Genomic DNA, 19,525 nt, shown 5'->3' with positions numbered 1-19,525 from the left:
GCGGGAGACGGCGGTGAGGACCGCCGAGCCCGCCGCGCTGCGCTCGGACGACGCCGGCAGCGACCGGGCCACGTTCCTGGAGCTCTTCTTCGATCTGGTCTACGTCTTCGCGCTGACCCGGATCTCCGCGCGCGCCTTCGAGGACCTGGCGCTGGAGGGCAACAAGACCACCTGGTCGGCGGTGACCGGCGGCGGGAAGACCCTGCTGCTGCTGATCGCGCTCTGGATGCTCTGGCAGGGCACCGCGTGGACCACCAGCCGCTACGACCCGTACCACCTCTGGTTGCAGGTCATCGTGATCACCGCGTTGGTGTCGGCGATGGTGATGGGGGTGGCGATCCCGCGCGCGTTCACCGCGACCGGGTTGGCGTTCGCGGTCGCGTACGTGGTGGCGCACGTGGCCCGGTCGGTGATCCTGCTGCTGGTGCTGCGCCGGATCCAGTACCGCCGGCTCAAGCTGCGGATGCTGATCACGTACGTCGTGGCCGGGGTGCTCTGGCTGGCCGGCGCGGTGCTGCCCACCAACGCCCGGGTGATGCTCTGGAGCGCCGCGCTGCTGGTGGAGTATCTCGGCAACCGGTTCGGCTGGCCGGTGCCCGGGCTGGGCCGCTCGACGATCTCCCGGTGGGACATCCACGGCAAGCACCTGGCGGAGCGCTACCAGCAGATCTATCTCGTGGCGATCGGCGAGACGATCCTGGTGGCCGGCCTGACGTTCACCCGCTCGCCGGGCGGCTGGCCGAGCATCGTCGCGTTCTCCGCCGCCCTGGCGACGTCCGTGCTGCTGTGGCGGATCTACGTGCAGCGGGCCGGGCAGATCCTCGGCGAGGCGGTGACCGGGGCCGCGCACCCGGCCACCATCGGCCGTTCCGCCGCCGACACCCACCTGGTCATGGTGGTCGGCGTGGTGGCCACCGCGATCGGCTACGAGCTGGCCATCGAGCATCCCACCGGGCACAACGAGCTGGCCTGGCTCGCCATGGTCCTGGGCGGGCCGTCGCTGTTCCTGGCCGGCCGGGCCCGCTTCGAGTACGAGGTGTTCGGCCGCGTCTCCCCGTCCCGGCTGGTGGCCGTCGCCGCGCTGCTGCTGCCGGTACCGCTGCTGGTGCACGTCGCGCCGCTGCCCGCGGCGGGCTGGGCGGTGGTGGTGCTGGCGACGGTGGCGGTGGCCGACGTCCGACGCGCCTGGGGCCGCCCGCCGGAGGCGCCCGCGCCGCCGTTCTGACCGGTCCCGCGCCGCGGTTCTGACCGGTCCCGCGCCGCGGTTCCGACCGCCCACGCCGCCGCGCTGGCCGGCCCCGACGCCTCCCGCCGGTGCGGGGACGCCGTGCCCGCTCCCGGGCTAGGATCCGCGCGTGACGTTCTCGCTCGTCGCCCGCTCCGCCGACGGGCACCTGCACGGGGTGGCCGTGGCCAGCCGGTTCCTCGCCGCCGGGGCACTGGTGCCGGCCGCCGAGGCGCGGGTCGGGGCGGTCGCCACCCAGGCGCACGCCAACCTCGCCTACCGGGCGCAGGCGCTCGCGCTGCTGCGTACCGGCGTCACCGCCGCCGACGCGGTGGCCGGCCTGGTCGCCGCCGACCCGGGGCGCGACGACCGACAGCTCGCCGTGGTCGGGGCCGCCGGTGCCGGGGCCACCTGGACGGGGCCCCGCTGCCACCCCTGGGCGGGCGGCCAGGCCGGCGACGGGTGGGCCGCGCAGGGCAACATCCTGACCGGCCCGCAGGTGATCGACGCGCTGCGCGACGCCTGGCTCACCGGCACCGACCTGCCGTTCCCGCAGCGGCTGCTCGCCGCGCTGGCCGCCGGCGATCGGGCCGGCGGCGACCGGCGCGGCCGGCAGAGCGCCGCGCTGCTCGTGGTGCAGCGCCACGGCGGCTACGCCGGCACCGGTGACGAGCTGGTGGACCTGCGGGTGGACGACCATCCGGACCCGGTCGCCGAGCTGCGCCGCCTGCTCGGCCTGCACACCATGATCTTCGGCCGTCCCGACCCGGCCACCCTGCGTGACCTCACCGGCCCGCTCGCCGTCGAGGTGGCGGAGCTGCTCGCCGCCGCCGGGCACCCGGTCGGCCCGGCCGGCCTGGACGACGCGCTCGCCGCCTGGTCCGGCCTGGAGAACCTGGAGGAACGCTTCGTGCCCGGCCGGATCGACCCGATCGTGCTGGACCACCTGCGCCGCGGCGCGGCCGACCGGCCGGCCGGCGGCGGACCCGCCGGAGCGGCGTCGGCGGCCGGCTGACCCGGCCCGGCCGGATGCCGACGGAACCGCCCGACCGGCGCCGGCGGCCGGTCGACCCGGCTCAGCCGCCGAAGGCGAGCCGGGGGATGCCGGCCGCCGCCAGCGCGACCCGCTCCGCGTCGGTCCACGGCAGCCGGCCGGTGGCCTTGCGCAGCACCGTGCGCGCGTCCCCGCCGAGCCGGTCCGGCAAGGGCCGCCCGGCGGTGAGCACGTCGAGCGCCACGGCCGCCGCGGTCGGGGCGGTCCACGGCGGCCGGTCCAGCGCGTCGGCCAGGTCGAGGCCGTGCACCGCGACCTCCACCACGCGGGTACGCAGGAACTCGGTCAGCGCCATCGCGTCACCGTGCCGGGTGCGTACCACCCGGCCCGGCGGCTCGGCGGCCACCGCCGCGTCCGTGGCCCGCCAGGCCCGCCCGAACTCCCGTGCCACGTCGCTCGCGCCGGGCAGTTCCCGGGCCGCCGCCCGGGCGCCGTCGATCCGCTCCCGGTCGACCGCGGGCGCGAACTTGGCCGCGCCGAAGTAGTCGGGGGCGGTCACCTCGGCCCGGGGCGGCGCGGGCTCGGCGAGCATCCCGGCCAGCCGGCCGGCGCCGGTGCGCACGTGGGCCAGCAGGTCCCGGACCCGCCACGGCGGGCACGGGGTGGGACGGTCCAGCGCCGCCTCGTCGAGCCCGTGCAGCACCCGTTCCAGCCGCCCGCACTCGTCGGAGAACGCGGCCCGGACCGGCTCCATCGGGCCGCCTCAGCCCTTCCAGCGGGGCACCAGCCGGTGCACCAGGGCGAGCACCAACGCGGTCACCACGGCGATCGTGCCGACGATGCCGGCCGCGCTGCCCGCGTACCCGATGAGGAGCGGACGGCGGCCGAGCTCCTCGACGGCGACGGTGGAGCGGTCCACCAGCCAGGACAACGCCAGCGCGGAGACCAGCAGCGCCACCGCGCCGCCGACGCCGAGCACGGCGGCGGCGAGCCGGTGCGCGTCGCCGGGCTCCACCACGGCCCGCTCCCGCTGGAAGACCAGCAGCACCAGCCCGGCGACCGCGGCCCAGGCGCCGACCAGCAGGTACGCGGCGACCGCGTCGCTGGGTCGGTGCCAGCCGGCGGAGAGCGTGGCCACGCCGGCGGCGGCGGCGTAGCCGGCGCCGAGGAACGCGCCGGCCACCCGCAACTGCCGGGGCAGCACCAGGATCAGCGCGACCGCCACCGAGGCCGCGATCGTGGTGTGCCCGCTGGGCAGGCTGTTGCCGGCGGCGGCCCGTTCCGGGTCGACGCCGAACTCGGGTCGGGTGAGGACGTACTTGAGCACCTGGGTGCTGACGTTCGCGCCGGCGATCAGCAGCGTGGCGGTGACGGCGAGCGCCTTGCGGCCCCGGATCAGCGCGATGAAGCCGATGACCGCGGTCGCGGCCAGCAGCGACACCACCGACATGGCGTTGAGGATGGTGTTCACCGGCCCGTCGACCCGGTCCTGGCCGATCTGGTTGCCGGTCAGGGCGACCGTGTCCAGCCACTGCCCCAGCTCGGTGTGCACGGCGAAGCGCCACACCACCAGAAACGCGGCCGTCTGGACCAAGGCCAGTACGACCAACCAGACCGCCGTCCAACCCCTCGCCGTCTCCCGCACCCGGACAACTTAGCGGTCGGGCCGGTGCGGCGCGCGGCGGAGGACCCCGGATCTGGCGCCGGCTCGGCAAAAAAATAGTGGAGAGGCCGCCACGGGGGGAGCGGCCTCTCCGTGAATTACGTTACTCCGTCCGCGCCACTGATGTGATCCCGTGGAGCGCTGATTTTTCGGTGCCTTTTCGCGCCATGGGTCGTCCCCGGGCGGAGTGGTGGGCCGGCCCGTCCGCTGCGTCGGCCGGACGGCCGGCCCACCCGGCCTGACCGTGGGCGTCAGGCCGTCCGCCGACCCGGCCGCTCCGTTCCCCCATCGGCCGGGTCGACCTCCTCCGCGGGCGGGGCCTCACCCGCCCACGGAGGAGTCGTCATCTCATCCCTGCGGGAAGTAGGTCCCGTAGTCGGCGTACGCCATGGCGACGTCCGCCTGCGCCCAGAACCGGTGGTAGTTGAAGACGGGCTCGGCGCCGCCGTTCAGGTACGCCTGCACCTTCGGCCAGTCCGGGTCGTTCTTGTAGAAGGACCGGATGTCCAGGAAGCTCTTGCCGGCGGCGATCGCGTCGCCGTTCGGCATCTTCCCGGTCCAGCCCGGCGGGATGTAGAGACCCTGACCGTCGGCGGCGTTGTAGACGTCGTCGAAGCGCTTGTAGTCGCCGCGCTTCTCGGGCATCGAGACGCCCTTGCTGTCGGCGGCCGCCGAGAGCGCGTCCAGCAGGCCCTTGGCGGTGTTCTTCGCCGCGACGTTGCCGGACTTGGCCGCGTACGCGATGAGCGTGCGGGCGTAGGCGGCGGCGACGCCGACGTCCTGGCCCTTGACCGTCACCTCGACGTGCAGGTTGGTGTTCGGCTGCGGGCTGCTCGGGTTCCAGTTGGCCGGCTGGCCGGTCCACTTCATGTCCGACGGGATCGACCAGTTGGCGCCCGTGGTGGTGTTGGCGATCGCCCACGGGACCCACTTGTCGAGCAGCGCCTTGGCCTTGGCGTTGCCGGTCTGGAGGTACAGCTCGGCGATGCGCTGCATCGACCAGGCCTGCATGCCGAACCACTGGTTCGACGGCGGGTCGTTGTAGACCGGGTCGACGTCGTAGAACATGCCGTAGAAGGTGGCGGTGCCGGCCGGCGGGGTGCCGTAGTTGCCCTCCCAGCTGTTGGTGGCGCCACCGGCGATGCCGCCCTCGGCGGACTGGAGCCAGGTGTAGAACTCCAGCTGCCGGTCCATGCTCTTCTGCCAGTCGGAGACCGCGGTGGGCGACTTCGGCTTCAGCTCGGGGACGTTGGTCATCGCCCAGGCCGCGAACGGGTTCTGGTAGCCGAAGTGGCTGGTGCTGGAGCCGATGCGCCACGACCAGTTCTGCCCGGCGTCGTACGCGCCACCCCAGGCGTAGTACCAGGAGAGCAGGTAGTGCGCCGAGTCACGGCCGCTGCCGGCGGGGCACGCGGACGCGCCGACGCAGTTGCCGATCTTCTTGAAGTACTTGTCGAACAGGGCGTAGCGCAGGTAGTCGCCCATCTTGGCGGCCTTGGCCACGGTGGCCGCCACGTCGGCCTCCTTGCCCTGCGCCTTGGCCCAGGTCAGCGCCCAGTACGCGGCCTGCACGGCACGCGCGTCGGCGTCCGGCGCGTTGGTGTACTTCCACTGCTTGGCCGGGGCGTTGGACTCCTTGACGAACAGGTCGAGGTAGCCGTACTGGCCGCCGTGCTTGAACGTGTCGCAGGACGGCTGCGGCACGGTCTCCCACACCGACTCCTGGGTGCCCCGCTGGAACGTGTTGATGTAGGCCGGCTTGGTGGTGCCGTCGCCGCAGCGGCCGTAGCCGTAGGTGTTGTCGACGTCGAGCAGCCAGTGCATGCCGTAGATGTCGCCGGTGCCGTAGGTGGACTGCAGCTCCGAGCGCAGCGGGTCCTGGCCGACCGGGACGCTGGCCTCCAGCACGGAGGGGTACTGGCTGGGCAGGTTGTGCTCGGCCGCGTACTGCGGGGTGCCCGGCGAGCCCGCCGTGGGCTGGTCCGCGTGGCTCGGGATGATGTACTTCTCCATCACGGTCCACGAGTTGTTGAACGGGCTCCAGTTCTGGGTGACCCGGCCGTACTGGGCCTCCAGCCAGATCCAGAAGCTGAACGCCTCCGAGGTGGTCTCGTGCCCGTGGTCGGGCGCCTCGACGATCAGCGTCTCGACCGAGTGGTACGGCACGCCCTCGGGGCTGAAGTAGCCCGAGTTCTTGATCTTGCCGTACTGGTCGAGGAACTTCTTGATGTAGGCGTTGTCGCCACCCGGGGAGTCGTTGTCGATCTCGGTGGCGACCACCGAGACCGGCGCGACGCCGGTGGCCGACGCGGCGATGGTGGCGGTGCCGCCGACCGTGTCGGCGTCCTCCGCGGCGGAGACGGTGGCGGTGACGCCGGTGCTCCAGTTGCTCGGGGTGAGCGTCAACGTGCTCGGCGACACGGTGATGTCGCTGTCCCCGGTGACCGCGAGGGTGACCGGGACGTTGGCGGTGGGCGCCGAGCTGAGCGTGTACCGGACGCTGGTGCTGCCGCCCTCGTCGACGCTGACCGCCGACGGGGTGGCGACCAGCCTCGGCCCGGTGGCCGCGCCGACCGTGAACGACTTCTCCGCGATCGCGGTGCCGCCGGCGTTGTCGTACGCCTTGGCCTGCACGGTGTAGCTGCCGGCCGGCAGGCTCAGCAGGTCGTAGCCGTACGGGGCGGTGGTGTCGGTGTTGACCAGCAGGCCGTTGCGGTAGAACTCGACCTTGCTGATGGTGCCGTCGGCGTCGCTGGCGGTCGCGGTCAGCGGGACGTCCGCCGGCGCGGTGAACGGGCCGGCCGGCACGCCGAGGGAGACCGACGGCGGCTGGTTGCTGGAGGCGCCGTTGCAGGCGACACCGTTGAGCGTGAACGCGGTGGGCTTCGGGTTGCTGCCGCTGAAACTGCCGTTGAAGCCGATGCTGGTGGACGCGCCGGTGGGCAGGTTGCCGTTCCACGACTCGTTGGTCGCGGTCACGTCGCTGCCGGACTGGGTCCACTTGGCCGACCAGCCCTGCGTCACGCGCTGGCTGCTGTTCGGGAACGCGAACTTCAGCGACCAGTTGTTCAGCGCGTCACCCAGGTTCTTGATGGTGACGGTGCCGGTGAACCCGGTGCTCCACTCGCTGGTCGCGTAGGTCACGTCGCAGGCGGGAGCGGCCTGGGCGGCGCTCGCGGGCAGGGTCACCCCGCCGATGGCGAGGGCGGTGGCGGCGAGCATCGCCGTGCGGCGACGTCTGGCCATGAGTCTCATCTGGGCGGTGTCTCCTCGGACCGGGCCGGGGCCGGGGCCCCGGCAGGGCGCCTCCACGCGTCGACGGGCGTACGCGGGGGGACGGAGGCGTCCGGAAAGGTGGTCGTCCCGGTCGTGCCGGGAATCGGGGCGCCGCACCGGATGTCACCGGGTGCCCTCGGCGGCCCGCGCTCGCGGGAAGCTGGCTCCACGTCGCGTGACGAGAGTGTGCCATGGAAGCGCTCCCACCACAATGGCCAGGGCAGATACCCACATCCATGTTTCGATCTCGTTTAGGGGCTTTCACAAAGCCGTGACGGGCGTTACAGTCGCAGCATCGCCGATGGGAGCGCTTCCATCGACGGAGATGTAAGTACTGAATCGCCGGGGACACCCGTGCCCGGCGTACCGGCCCAGTGGCCGGCGGCGAACCAGCCCGGACGCCGCCGCCGGCCGTCACCCGCCAGATGGAGGGAGGTGGAACCAGAGCCACTCGCGTGGCCCGGCTCCCGCGCGACACGCACGACGGACGCCAATTCCCAATCGTGCGTGTGTGCATCTCGGTGGGGACGGGGGTTGCCCTCCCCCGTCCCCACACTAAACCCCCGTTGTCGACGGCAAAAGAGGCCGACGGGACAGGCGTGACACGCCACCCGGACGGCCTTTCTCGCTATCCGCCCCACCCTCGCCGCTCGCCCCCAGCCCCCGAGCGACACCCGCCCACCCCATTCCGGCCGCCCGCCGGCCGCGCCGCCGTCCGCGCCGCGACCGCCGGATTCGAGGCCGGCCGCCTCCGGCCTATGCTGGGAGCGCTCCCGGCCCCGGGCGGCCCGTCTTCGAGGAGAAGCCTCATGTCGTTACTCACCCGACGGCGCCTGCTCCGCCGCGCCGCCCTGTCCGCGAGCGCCGCCGGCGCGGCCCGGACCGGGCTCGCCGGCGCCACCGCGGCCGGGGTCGCCGCCTCCACCACCGCCCTCGGCGGCTGCGACAGCCCGCCCGAGCGCCGCACCGACTCGGAGCCGGACGGCGGGCTGCGCTTCCCGCCCGACTTCGGCTGGGGTGCGGCGACCTCGGCGTACCAGATCGAGGGGGCCGCCAAGGAGGACGGTCGGGGTGAGTCCGTCTGGGACACCTTCAGCCGCACCCCGGGGCGCACCCGCAACGGCGACACCGGCGACGTCGCCGCCGACCACTACCACCGGTACGCCGAGGACCTCGACCTGATGCGCGAGCTGGGGCTGCGCAGCTACCGGTTCTCCATCTCCTGGCCGCGCATCCAGGCCGACGGCGCCGGCCGCCCGAACCAGCGCGGCCTCGACTTCTACCGCCGCATCGTGGACGGCCTGCACGAGCGGGGCATCGCGCCGATGGCCACGCTGTTCCACTGGGACCTCCCCCAGGCCCTCCAGGACGACGGCGGCTGGGAGAACCGCGACACCGCCGAGCGCTTCGCCGACTACGCCGACGTCGTGTTCCGCGCCCTCGGGGAGCGGGTGCCGGTGTGGCTGACCATCAACGAGCCGAAGACCGTGGTGCAGAACGGCTACCTCACCGGCCACCACGCCCCCGGCCACCAGGACCCGGCGGCCGCGTACCTGGTCGCCCACCACCTCCAGCTCGCCCACGGCCTCGCCGTGCAGGCGCTGCGCGCCTCCGGCGTGCCCGGCCGGATCGGCCCGGCGCTCAACCTGCACCCCTGCTACCCGGCCGACGACAGCGCCGAGGCCGCCGCCGCGACCAGGCTCTACGACGGCTACGAGAACCGCCTCTACCTCGACTCGGTCTTCAAGGGCGCGTACCCGCAGGACGTGCTCGCCGACCTGGGCCCGGACAGCCGGATGGCCCGGGGCGTCCGGGACGGCGACCTGAAGATCATCTCCAGCCCGGTGGACCTGCTCGCGGTGCAGTACTACACGCCGATCTACGTCACCGGCAGCGGCGACACGGTCCGGAAGTGGCCCACCTCGCAGGCGGGCTGGCAGCAGATCTACCCCGAGGGCCTGTACGACACCCTGACCCGGGTCACCCGCGACTACGGCCGGGTGCCGATCACCATCACCGAGAACGGCCTGCCCTGCCCGGACGCCCCCGGCCCGGACGGCACCGTCGACGACGCCGGCCGGGTCGCCTTCCTGCGCGACCACTTCGCCGTCGCCCACCGGGCCATCCGGGACGGGGTGCCGCTGGAGAGCTACCACGTCTGGTCGCTGCTGGACAACTTCGAGTGGAACGAGGGGTACGAGGAGCGCTGGGGCCTGATCTACGTGGACTACCCGACCCAGCGGCGGGTGTTCAAGCGCAGCGCCCACTGGTACCGCGACGTGATCCGCCGCAACGGGCTCTGACCGGCGTACCCGGCCGGCGGCGTCGCCGGCCGGGTGCCCGGTCAGCGCGGGAGCGCCTGGTTCGGCTCAGCGCGGCAGCGCCTGTTGCAGCTCGGCCCGCAGCGCCGGGGTGAGCATCTCGCCGGCCTGCTTGGCCAGCCGCGCCATCTCGTAACCGACCACGCCGATGTCGGCGTCACCGCCGGCCAGCGTGGCCAGGATCGACCCGTCCCGGATCTGCATCACCAGGAAGTAGCCGCGGCCCATCTCGACCACTGTCTGCTTGACGATGTCGCCGTCGAACATCTGGGCCGCGCCCGCGGTGATGCTCATCAGGCCCGACGTCACCGCGGCGAGCTTGTCCGCGTGGTCCCGGGGCAGGTGCGCGGAGATCGCCACCAGCAGCCCGTCGGAGGACACCACCACGGCGTGCGCCACGCCGGGAACCCGCTCGGCGAACGCGTTCACCAGCCAGCTCAGGTCCCGTGCCTCCTGGCTCAACGTCGTCACTGTCGTCGTCCCCCTTCGTCGCGCGGCAGGTACATCTCGGTCGTCTCCTCGGCCTCGGCCCGCCGCACCCCGCCGTAGAAGCGGGACAGCATACCGCCGACCGCATCCGGGTCCGGCTCGTGCCGTAGCGCCGCGCGGCCCGGCCCGGCGGGCGTGGAGACCGCGGCGAGCTGGGCCATCGGCACGCGTACCGGCAGGCCCCGCTCGTTGGTCCCCCCGGTGACCGGCGTCCGGGCCGGCGCCGGCGTCACACCGAGCACCGACGACGTCGGACCCTGCCGGGTGAACCAGCCACCGGCCGCCGGAGCGGCGGCCGGGGCGAGCACGTCCTCGGCCCGGCCGGGCACCGGCCGGGGACGCGGAACGGCGGACGCCGGCGGGCCGGGCGGTGCGGGCTCCGGCACGTCGCCGAGCGGCCGGCCGGTCAGCGGCGACACCGGCAGCGCCGGCGGTGCCGACTGGCCCGGCTGCGGCGACCGGCCCGGCTGCGGCGGGACCAGCGGCGACATCGGGTGCCGGCCGGCCACCGGCAGCTCGGCGGTGGCCGCGCCGAGCGCGCGGGACGCCGCGGCGACCTGGCCGGCCAGCATCCGCGCCGGCACCGGCGGGTCCAGCCCCGGCGCGGGCGCCTCGGCCAGCAGGTGGGCCGGGACCCGGACGCGGGCGACCAGGCCCTCCCGGGCGGCGTGCAACTGCACCCGCACCCCGTGCCGGGCACCCAGGTGGCTCACCACGAACAGGCCCATCCGCTCGGAGGCGGCCACGTCGGCCGCCGGCGGCTCGGCCAGCACCGCGTTCGCCTCGGCCAACGCCGCCTGGCTCATGCCGAGCCCCCGGTCCACGATCTCCACCAGCGCGCCCGGCCCTTCCGCCTCGACCACGACCCGCACCGGCGTCTCCGGCCGGGAGAACGCGGTGGCGTTCTCCAACAGCTCGGCGAACAGGTGCACCAGGTCCCCCACGGCGTGCCCGACCACGTGCAGGCCGGCCCGGTTCTCATGGCGTACCCGCTGATACTGCTCGATCTCCGCGCTCGCCGCCAGCAGCACCGCGCCCAGCCCCACCGGGCGGTTCCACCGCCGGGTCGACTCGGTGCCGGCGAGCACCAGCAGGCTCTCGTCGTTGCGGCGCATGCGGGCGGCGAGGTGGTCCAGCTTGAACAGGTTCTCCAGCTGATCCGGGTCGCTCTCCTCGCGTTCCAGGTCGTCGAGCAGCTCCAACTGCCGCTCGACCAGCACCTGGCTGCGCCGGGCCAGGTTGACGAACATCGCGTTGACGTTGCGGCGCATCATCGCCTGCTCGACCGCGACGTCCACCGCGCTGCGGTGCACCGCCACGAACGCCTCGGCGAGCTCGCCGAGCTCGTCCTGCGAGTCGATCACCGCCGGCGGCACGTCGATCCGGTCCACCGGACGGTCCACCATGCGCAGCCGCTCCAGCGTCATCGGCAGCTCCACCTGCGCGATGCGCAACGCCTGGCCGCGCAACTGGCGCATGGCCCGGGCCACCGACCGGCCCACCAGCAGCGAGATGAGCACGGCGACCAGGAGCACCGCGACGATCCCGCCGGCCACCAGCAGCGTCTCGCGCAGCTGCCGGGCGCTCGCGTCGTCGGCCCGGCTCACCGCGTCGTCGAGGATCTCGCCCTCGAGCTGGCGGAACAGCTCCTGCCGCTGCCCGGTGGCCGCCCACCACTGCGGCGCGGACAGCAGCGCCGGCTTCGCCTCGCCGGTGGGCAGGGTCCGCTCCTCCAGCCGGGTGGCCGAGACGAAGGCCGGGTCGACCGAGGTCCGGTCGTAGCGACGAACCTGGTCGGCGGTCGCCGCCACCCGGAACGCGCCCAGCGCGGTGAGCTGCTGGGCCCGCAGGTCGCTCAGCGTCACCTGGGCGTCCGGCTCGTACCGGCCGGCGCGGGCCGCGGCGTACAGCTCGGCGCGGATCCGCGAGGACAGCTCCTTGACCCGGGACAGCTGCACGTACCGCAGCACCGCCTCGGTCAGCGCCCGCTGCCCCTCCCCGGGCGACGGTTCGGCCAGCAGGTTGAGCAGCGCCGCGACGGCCCGGTGGTAGTTGCCGAGGACGGTGTCGGCGGAGAGCACCGCGGGCGGCACCGCGGCCCGGATGTTCACCACCTGGTCGTACGCCTCCAGCGCCTCCGAGTAGGAGACCCGCCAGGCGGCGTCCGCGTCGGCCAACGGCGCGGCCGCGGTCCGCAGCTCGTCCACCGCCCGGTCGGTGGCCTCCTGCAACGGCCGCAGCGCGGCGACCGCGGCATCCCGGTCGGCGCCGGTGCCGGACCGGCGCAACGCGGCCAGCTCACCGGCGGAGCGGTCCCGCTCCTGCTGGAGCCGGTCGACCACGGCGGTGATCTGCCGGCCGATGCCGACCTGCTCGGCGAAGTCGCTCAGGGCCGTGGTCTGCCCCACCAGCCCCCGGGTCTGCACGCCGGCCAGGACCAGGAACGCCACCGAGGGGATCACCAGCACCGTGGCGAGCTTGGTGCCCAGCCGCCAGTCCCGCAGCCGGAACCCGGAGCGCCGCCGGTGCGGCGGTGGGGCCGCGCCGCGAACCGGGTCGGGACCTGCGCCCACACTTGCCTCCTCGTCCGACTCCACCACGCCGGGGAGCGGGATCCATCCAACCAGGCCGACGGGCGGTGTCAACGCCCGCCCGGACGGCATGAGCAGGACGGTCAGCGCGGCGAGCCGGCGCTCGGCTCGTCGGTGTCGGTCCGGCCGATACCGCCGACGCCGCCGATTCCGGCCGCCTCCGGGACCCGGCCCAGGGCCACCAACGCGGCACCGGTCGCCCCGATCTCCGGGTTGCGCTGCCACCGCACCGTACGCGGGACGAGCGCCTCCGCGAAGGCCGCCCGCCACCACGGCGAGGCGGTCAGCGCGCCGCCGCCGAGCACCACCTCCACCGGGTCGGCGACACCGGCCTCCAGCAGCGCCAGGTCGTCGGCGACGAGCCGGCACAGCCCACCCATCAGCCCGGCGAGCAGTTCGACAGCGGTGGTGCCGAAGCTCAACCCGCCCAGCTCGCCCGACCCGGCCGGCGCGGTGCCCGGTGGCCGGTCGCCGCCGAAGCGGGGATTGACCCGAAGCGTCCGGGCGTCGGTGGCACGGTGCAGCGCGGCCTCCAGCTCGGCGCCCGCCGGCAGCCGCAGCTCGCGGTCGGCCCAGGCGAACAGGTTCCCACCGCTGGAGTACGCCGCCCCGGTCACCACGTGGTCGTGGTCGACCCGGTATCGCCAGAGCTGGTCCGACAGCGGCGGCAGCTCCGCACCGGCCGGCACGGCCTGGATCACCCGGACCGCGGCGGACGTGCCGACGGTGACCGCGGCGCGGGACTCGTCGACGCAGCCGGAGCCCACGTTGGACGCCGCGCCGTCGCCGACCGGCGCCGCCCAGCGCGCGTCGGCCAGCTGCGGCCACCGCCGCGCGTGCGCCGGGTTCAACCGGCCGTGCCAACCCTCCGGGGCCAGCGGCGGCAGCCGCTCCGGGCGTACGCCGGCCAGCGCGCACGCCTCCGCGTCCCAGTCCAGGCGGCGCAGGTCGAGCAGGCCGGTGCCGGAGGCCAGCGACATCGACATGGGTGCGTCGTCGAGCAGCGCGCCGAGCACGTACTCGGCCAGGCCGGCGAACCGCGGGGTCGCCCCGCCCGCGCGCTCCCGCAGCCACGGCAGTCGCACCGACCAGTAGCAGCGGTGCCACCAGGTGCCGGTGCGCCGGTGGTAGTCGTCCGGATCGGCCGGCCCGGCGACCCCGGCCGGCGGCGTCGGCCGGGTGTCCAGCCAGGTCAGCACCGGACCCGACGGGCTGCCGTCGGCGGCCAGCGGCAGCACCGAGTGCCACTGCGCGGACGTCGCCACCAACCCCACCGCCCGCAGGTGCCCGCCGGCGGCCAACTCGTCCAGGCACTCGACCAGGCACGCCAGGTAGCCGGCGCCGTCCAGCGTCCCGGCGCCGTCGTCGCCGGTGGCCAGGTGCACCTTGCGGCGGGCCAGCGCGCCCGGACGCGGCACGGCGTCCGCGTCCAGCACCAGCCCGCGTACCGACGAGGTGCCCAGGTCCAGAGCGAGAATGTCCATCGCCGGTCAACCTACCCGGCGCGGACGACGACACCGATCGGGTTCCCCGGCGCCGGCCGGTCGCGTAGAGTGATCGTCATGCTCGCGCACCTGTCCTGCTGGTGGCCCGCCGACCCGGCGGCCCACCCCCGCGCGTAGCTTTCCCACGCGGCCGCCCCACGAGGCGGCCGCCGGTCTTCCCCGGCACCCCGGGTCGCCCTCGCCGGCGGCCCCGGCCCACCGAGGAGACCCGATGACCGTCCCGTCCGACCCGCTCGCCGCCGTCGCCGCCGGCCACGACCCCGGCCCGTTCGCGCTCGTGCGCCGCGAGGGCGCCGACCAGGTCGACCTGTACACCGGCCCGGTACGCCGCGCCGACCGGCTCGCCGACCTGCCGCTGCCCGAGGGTCCGGCCGGCCCGCGCACGCTGGCGCTGGTGCCGTACCGCCAGCTCACCGAGCGCGGCTTCGCCTGCGTGGACGACGGCATGCCGCTGGAGTACCTGACCGTCGAGCGGCACCGGCGGATCCCGCTGGCGGAGGTGCTCGACGCGCTGCCCGACGCGCCGGTGCGGACCCGCGACGCCGGTTTCGACATCGCCGACGACGAGTACGCGGCAGTCGTCGAACGGGTGCTGGCCGACGAGATCGGCCACGGCGAGGGGGCGAACTTCGTCATCCACCGCACGCTGCGGGCCACCGTGCTGGGCGACCCGCTGGCCGCGGCCCTGGCCGCGCTGCGCCGGCTGCTGGTCGGCGAGCGCGGCGCGTACTGGACCTTCCTGGTGCACACCGGCACCCGGATCCTGGTCGGCGCCAGCCCGGAGCGGCACGTCAGCGTGGCCGACGGGCTGGTCGAGATGAACCCGATCAGCGGCACGTTCCGGCACCGCGGCGAGACCGCCGACCGGGCCGCGCTGCTGCGCTTCCTGCACGACGAGAAGGAGGTGGAGGAGCTGTACATGGTGCTCGACGAGGAGCTGAAGATGATGGCCGTGGTCGCCGAGCACGGTGGTCAGGTGGTCGGGCCGTACCTGAAGGAGATGGCGCACCTGGCCCACACCGAGTACCTGCTGGCCGGGCGCTGCTCCCGGGACGTGCGGGAGGTGCTGCGGGAGACCATGTTCGCGCCGACCGTGACCGGCAGCCCGATGGAGAACGCCGCCCGGGTGATCGCCCGGCACGAGCCCGCCGGCCGGCGCTACTACGCCGGCGTGCTGGCCCTGCTGGGTCGGGACGACCGGGGCCGGCAGACGCTGGACGCGCCGATCCTGATCCGCACCGCCGAGCTGTCCCCGGACGGTGGGCTACGGGTGCCGGTCGGCGCCACCCTGGTCCGGCACTCCACCGCCGCCGGCGAGGTGGCCGAGACGCACGCCAAGGCGGCCGGTGTGCTGGCCGCGCTCGGCCTCGGCCCGGACGCCCCGCACCCGGGCGTCGGGCCGGCCCGCCGGTACGCCGACGACCCCGAGGTCCGCGCCGCGCTGGCCGCCCGCAACGCGCCGCTGGCCCCGTTCTGGCTGCGGCAGCGGGAACCGGGGGCGATCGCGCTGCCGGGGTCCGCCGGCCGTCGGGCGCTCATCGTCGACGGCGAGGACACCTTCACCGGGATGCTGGCCCACCAGCTCGGCGCGCTGGGCCTGGCGGTCACCCGCCGGGACTGGCCGCACCCCGGCCCGGTCGACGGGTACGACCTGGTGGTGGTCGGCCCCGGCCCGGGTGACCCGCGCGATCCGGACGCGCCGAAGATGGCGGCGTTGCGGGCGCTGCTGGTGGAGCTGCTGGCGACGGGCCGGCCGACCCTGGCGGTGTGCCTCGGCCACCAGTTGCTCGCCGGGCTGCTGGGCCTGCCGCTGCACCGCCGGGACGCGCCCTACCAGGGGCTGCCCCGGGACGTGCCGGTGTTCGGGGTGACCCGCCGGGTGGGCTTCTACGCCAGCTTCACCGCCCGCGCCGACGCCGACCGGGTCAGCAGCCGGTACGGGCCGGTCGAGGTCTCCCGGGACCCGGTGGACGGCGCGGTGCACGCGCTGCGCGGCGCCGGCTTCGCCGGGGTGCAGTTCCACCCCGAGTCGGTGCTCAGCCGCGACGGCACCGTGGTCCTGGCCGACCTGCTCGGGCATCTGCTGGACCGGCCGGCGCTGAGCGCGCATGGCGCGGCCGATCGGGGGTAGGTCAACGGTGACCGGTGGTCCGGACGGGTTCGAGAGCCCCCGTCCGGCCACCGGTCACCCGGGTGGCGGCGGGTCAGCCGGCCATGCCCCGCTTGAGCGCGGCCCCCATCAGCACGGCCCGCTTGGCGGTGAGCGCGGTGGCGGCCAGCGCGACGTGGTCCGGGGCGACCTCGCCGTTGTTGCTGGTGTGCGACGCGCCGTACGGGTTGCCGGCGACGAACTGGCTCTGGTCGGTGTAGCCGGGCGTCACCACGACGCCGCCCCAGTGGTAGAAGACGGTGTACAGCGACAGCAGCGTCGCCTCCTGACCGCCGTGCGAGGTCGCGGTCGACGTGAAGCCGGTGTAGACCTTGTCGGCCAGCAGGCCGTTGGCCCACAGCGGGCCGGTGGTGTCGATGAACTGCTTGAGCTGGGCGGCGATCATGCCGTACCGGGTCGGCGAGCCCATGATCACGACGTCGGCCCAGGACAGGTCGTCCGGCTCGGCCTCCATCACGTCCTGGGTCTCCAGCCGGTGCGCCTGCCAACCCGAGTTGGAGCGGATCGCCTCGTCCGGCGCCAGCTCACGCACCTTGCGCAGGCGCACCTCGGCACCGGCCTCCCCCGCGGCCTCGACCGCCGCCTGCGCCATCTGGTAGGTGATGCCGGTCGCGCTGTAGTAGATCACCGCGACCTTGACCTGGCCATCCATCAGACGTTCTCCTTCTCGTTTTCGCCGGTGAGCTCCGGCGACTACCCGTTACTTGCCGCGTCAAACGCCGTGCGTGCCATGCTCGTCCGGTGGAGATCCGTACCGCGACGGCGGCCGACTGGCCGCTGATCTGGCCGTTCCTGCACGAGATCGTGGCCGCCGGCGAGACGTACACCTGGCCCCGCGACGTCACCGAGGAGCAGGCCCGCCGGCTGTGGATGGCGGCGCCACCCGGGCGGACCCTGGTCGCGGTCGACCCGGACGGCACGGTGCTCGGCTCCGCCAAGCTGGCGCCGAACCAGGCCGGCCCGGGCGACCACGTCGCCAACGCCGGCTTCATGGTCGCCCCGGCCGCCGCGGGCCGAGGCGTCGGACGGGCGCTCGCCGCGCACGTGCTGGACGTGGCCCGCGCGGACGGCTACCGGGCCATGCAGTTCAACGCCGTGGTGGCCAGCAACACCCGGGCGGTGCGGCTGTGGCGGTCGCTGGGCTTCGACGTGGTCGGCCGGGTGCCGGAGGGCTTCCGGCACCCCACCCAGGGGTACGTCGACCTGCTGGTGATGCACCGACGCCTGGACTGACGGACGGCGGCTCAAGATTTGCGCAAGTTCGGCGGGCAACCGCTCTCCCGGCCGACCGCGCCGGGGATCCTGGTCGGACCGGCGCCGGCCGACCGCCGCCCCCGCGCCGGGAACCTGAACGGGGGATCGCGCTCCGTCGGCAACGGTGCCGGCGTAGCGCGATCAGGGGTGCCGGCGTCGCGAGACCAGCGGTCAGCGCCGGCGCAGCCGCGTGCGGCTGAGGACCAGGTCCGTCGCGGCCGTGAACGAGTCGACCGGTGACGTCACCCGGAGCTGGTAGAGAAGCGCCTCGGGCGAGTTCGTCCGGGTCCTGGCGAGGTAGCCGTACTCGTCCACCACCTCGCTGTCGGCGCACTCGGCGAACGCGACGCAGGCGGCGATGCTCAACACGTGCGAGGCGGGATCGCGCTGCGACGTCACCCAGACGAACACCCCGGACTCCGGGTCGTCGACGTCCGGACGGAACTCGCTGAGGCTCAGCAGGACCCCGGCGTTCCACTCGGGAATCTCGAGAAAGAAGTCGATGTCGGCGGCGAGCCCGGCGGGTTCGGCGACACGGTCCAGCGCGTCCGCCGGCAGCGGCACGCCCGGCCCGCCGCGGCGCCGCTCCACCGACGCCTCGACGACGCGGACGGGCGGCGGGGCATCCGGCTGTCCGAGCAGGTCGGCCAGCCGGACGCGGGTGAGGTCGACGGCTTCGTGGAGGGTGAACCGACGGTTGACCCGTAGGTGCCACTCGATCGCCATGCCGGAAACCCTAGCCAGAGAACCCGGTGACGCGGGCCTCCCTCTCCCGATGCCCTGCCGGGGCACGGCTCGCGCGGCCCGGCACCTTAGGCTGGCCGTCCACCTGTCGACGGGAGGCCGCCGTGACCGTACGCCTCGACCGCGCCGAGGCCCTCGCGCTGCGAATGACCAGCCTGCTGCTGCGCCCGCACCCGGTCGCCCGGCCGGAGCGGGTGGCCGACGTGGTCGAGTGGTTCGGCGCCATGCAGGCGCAGGACGCGGCCAGCGGGCTGTGGTCGCTCGGCGTACGCCTGCCCGGTCGCACCCGGGACGACGTCCACGCGGCGCTGGAGCGGCGCGAGGCGGTGCGCACCTGGCCGATGCGCGGCACGGTGCACCTGGTGCCGACGCGGGACGCGCACTGGATGCTGGCGGTGACCGGGGTCCGCGCCCTGGCCGGATCGGCGGCCCGGTGGCGGCAGCTCGGGCTGACGCTCGCCGACGGGGACCGGGCCGGCGACGTGCTGGGCGCGGCGCTGAGCGGGGGCGGCCGGCTCACCCGCGCCGAGTGCCTGGCCGCGTTGCGCGCCGCCGGGTTGGACACCACCGGCCAGCGCGGCTACCACCTGCTCTGGTACGCGAGCCAGCGCGGCATCACCTGCATCGCCCCGCACGTCGGCACCGAGCAGACGTTCGCGCTGCTCGACGAGTGGGCGCCCGACCCGCACCGACCGGAGCGGGACGAGGCGCTGGCGTTGCTGGCCCACCGTTACGTGCGCGGCCACGGCCCGGTGACCCGGCACGAGCTGGCCCGCTGGAGCGGCCTGACGGTCGCCGACGCGACCCGCGCCCTGGCGCTGGCCGGCGACCTCCTCGCCCCGGTCGAGGTCGACGGCGAACCCGCCGTGGTCGACGCGGCGCTGCTCGACGCCCCCCGCGCCCCGGTCGACGACCTGCACACGCTGCCCGGCTTCGACGAGTACCTGCTGGGCTACCGGGACCGTTCGCTGATGCTCGACCCGGCGCACGCCGCCGCCGTGGTGCCCGGCAACAACGGCATGTTCCAGCCCACCGTGGTGCGCGGCGGCCGGGTGGTCGGCACCTGGAAGCGGACGTCGTCGGCGACGGCGGTGACCGTGACGGTGCGGCAGCTGACGCCGTTCGACGCCGAGCTGCGCGCCCGGGTCGACGCGGCGCTGGCCGGCTACGCCCGCTTCCTCGGGCTGGCGCTGCGTCACTCCTGGTGACCCGCCGGCTCGCCGTGATGCCCATCGGTCGGTCATCCGGCAGGTCAGCCCCGGAACGTGCGACGGGGCCGGCGGCACCAGCCGT

At 74.7% G+C, this 19,525-nt stretch carries 14 protein-coding genes; 6 read left to right on the top strand and 8 right to left on the bottom strand.

Annotation, left to right across the window (positions count from 1 at the left end; genetic code table 11):
• Window positions 1-13: 13 nt before the first annotated feature.
• Complete coding sequence (locus ACH495_RS29435; RefSeq protein ID WP_396860967.1) at window positions 14-1,225, top strand: low temperature requirement protein A; 1,212 nt, start codon at window positions 14-16, stop codon at window positions 1,223-1,225.
• 130 nt (window positions 1,226-1,355) lie between these two features.
• Window positions 1,356-2,240, top strand: a complete 885-nt coding sequence (locus ACH495_RS29430) for a DUF1028 domain-containing protein (protein WP_396860966.1) — start codon at window positions 1,356-1,358, stop codon at window positions 2,238-2,240.
• A gap of 61 nt (window positions 2,241-2,301) precedes the next feature.
• Here ACH495_RS29430 and ACH495_RS29425 read toward each other — a convergent pair whose 3' ends face one another.
• From ACH495_RS29425 to ACH495_RS29415, 3 genes are all read right to left on the bottom strand, one after another.
• Window positions 2,302-2,973, bottom strand: coding sequence for a maleylpyruvate isomerase N-terminal domain-containing protein (locus tag ACH495_RS29425; protein ID WP_396860965.1), 672 nt, complete (start codon window positions 2,971-2,973; stop codon window positions 2,302-2,304).
• Between the two features lie 9 nt (window positions 2,974-2,982).
• Window positions 2,983-3,864 carry a phosphatase PAP2 family protein gene (locus ACH495_RS29420; protein ID WP_396860964.1) on the bottom strand — a complete coding sequence of 294 codons (882 nt, stop codon included), beginning with the start codon at window positions 3,862-3,864 and terminating at the stop codon, window positions 2,983-2,985.
• Window positions 3,865-4,230: 366 nt separating this feature from the next.
• Entirely contained in the window at window positions 4,231-7,128 is a 2,898-nt protein-coding gene (locus tag ACH495_RS29415) for a glycoside hydrolase family 48 protein (RefSeq protein WP_396860963.1), read from the bottom strand.
• An 839-nt stretch (window positions 7,129-7,967) separates the two neighbouring features.
• On the opposite strand from ACH495_RS29415, the gene ACH495_RS29410 reads away from it, so the two are divergent.
• Complete coding sequence (locus ACH495_RS29410; protein WP_396860962.1) at window positions 7,968-9,461, top strand: GH1 family beta-glucosidase; 1,494 nt, start codon at window positions 7,968-7,970, stop codon at window positions 9,459-9,461.
• 66 nt (window positions 9,462-9,527) lie between these two features.
• On the opposite strand, the gene ACH495_RS29405 is transcribed toward ACH495_RS29410, so the two are convergent.
• The 3 genes from ACH495_RS29405 to ACH495_RS29395 all read right to left on the bottom strand — a co-directional run bounded on the left by ACH495_RS29405 (window position 9,528) and on the right by ACH495_RS29395 (window position 14,043).
• Window positions 9,528-9,941, bottom strand: coding sequence for a roadblock/LC7 domain-containing protein (locus ACH495_RS29405; protein ID WP_199199713.1), 414 nt, complete (start codon window positions 9,939-9,941; stop codon window positions 9,528-9,530).
• Window positions 9,942-9,946: 5 nt separating this feature from the next.
• A complete protein-coding gene (locus ACH495_RS29400; protein WP_396860961.1) occupies window positions 9,947-12,541 on the bottom strand; it encodes a nitrate- and nitrite sensing domain-containing protein in 2,595 nt (864 codons plus the stop codon).
• 101 nt (window positions 12,542-12,642) lie between these two features.
• On the bottom strand, window positions 12,643-14,043 hold the full coding sequence (locus tag ACH495_RS29395) for an FGGY family carbohydrate kinase (protein ID WP_396860960.1): 1,401 nt from the start codon (window positions 14,041-14,043) through the stop codon (window positions 12,643-12,645).
• A 232-nt stretch (window positions 14,044-14,275) separates the two neighbouring features.
• Here ACH495_RS29395 and ACH495_RS29390 point away from each other — a divergent pair, with 232 nt between their 5' ends.
• Entirely contained in the window at window positions 14,276-16,195 is a 1,920-nt protein-coding gene (locus tag ACH495_RS29390; protein ID WP_396860959.1) for a chorismate-binding protein, read from the top strand.
• Between the two features lie 73 nt (window positions 16,196-16,268).
• On the opposite strand, the gene wrbA is transcribed toward ACH495_RS29390, so the two are convergent.
• Window positions 16,269-16,886: an NAD(P)H:quinone oxidoreductase gene (wrbA, locus tag ACH495_RS29385; protein ID WP_396860958.1), complete on the bottom strand. Its 618-nt coding sequence runs from the start codon at window positions 16,884-16,886 to the stop codon at window positions 16,269-16,271.
• A gap of 89 nt (window positions 16,887-16,975) precedes the next feature.
• On the opposite strand from wrbA, the gene ACH495_RS29380 reads away from it, so the two are divergent.
• Window positions 16,976-17,467, top strand: coding sequence for a GNAT family N-acetyltransferase (locus tag ACH495_RS29380; protein WP_396860957.1), 492 nt, complete (start codon window positions 16,976-16,978; stop codon window positions 17,465-17,467).
• A gap of 192 nt (window positions 17,468-17,659) precedes the next feature.
• On the opposite strand, the gene ACH495_RS29375 is transcribed toward ACH495_RS29380, so the two are convergent.
• Window positions 17,660-18,214 carry a hypothetical protein gene (locus ACH495_RS29375; RefSeq protein WP_396860956.1) on the bottom strand — a complete coding sequence of 185 codons (555 nt, stop codon included), beginning with the start codon at window positions 18,212-18,214 and terminating at the stop codon, window positions 17,660-17,662.
• Window positions 18,215-18,336: 122 nt separating this feature from the next.
• On the opposite strand from ACH495_RS29375, the gene ACH495_RS29370 reads away from it, so the two are divergent.
• On the top strand, window positions 18,337-19,440 hold the full coding sequence (locus ACH495_RS29370; RefSeq protein ID WP_396860955.1) for a winged helix DNA-binding domain-containing protein: 1,104 nt from the start codon (window positions 18,337-18,339) through the stop codon (window positions 19,438-19,440).
• Window positions 19,441-19,525 lie beyond the last annotated feature (85 nt).

Origin of the sequence: Micromonospora sp. NPDC018662 (assembly GCF_044391475.1) — a bacterium.
Taxonomy (GTDB): domain Bacteria; phylum Actinomycetota; class Actinomycetes; order Mycobacteriales; family Micromonosporaceae; genus Micromonospora.
Note: the sequence above shows the minus strand (reverse complement) of the source record. Positions and strands in the feature narration are given on the sequence as shown.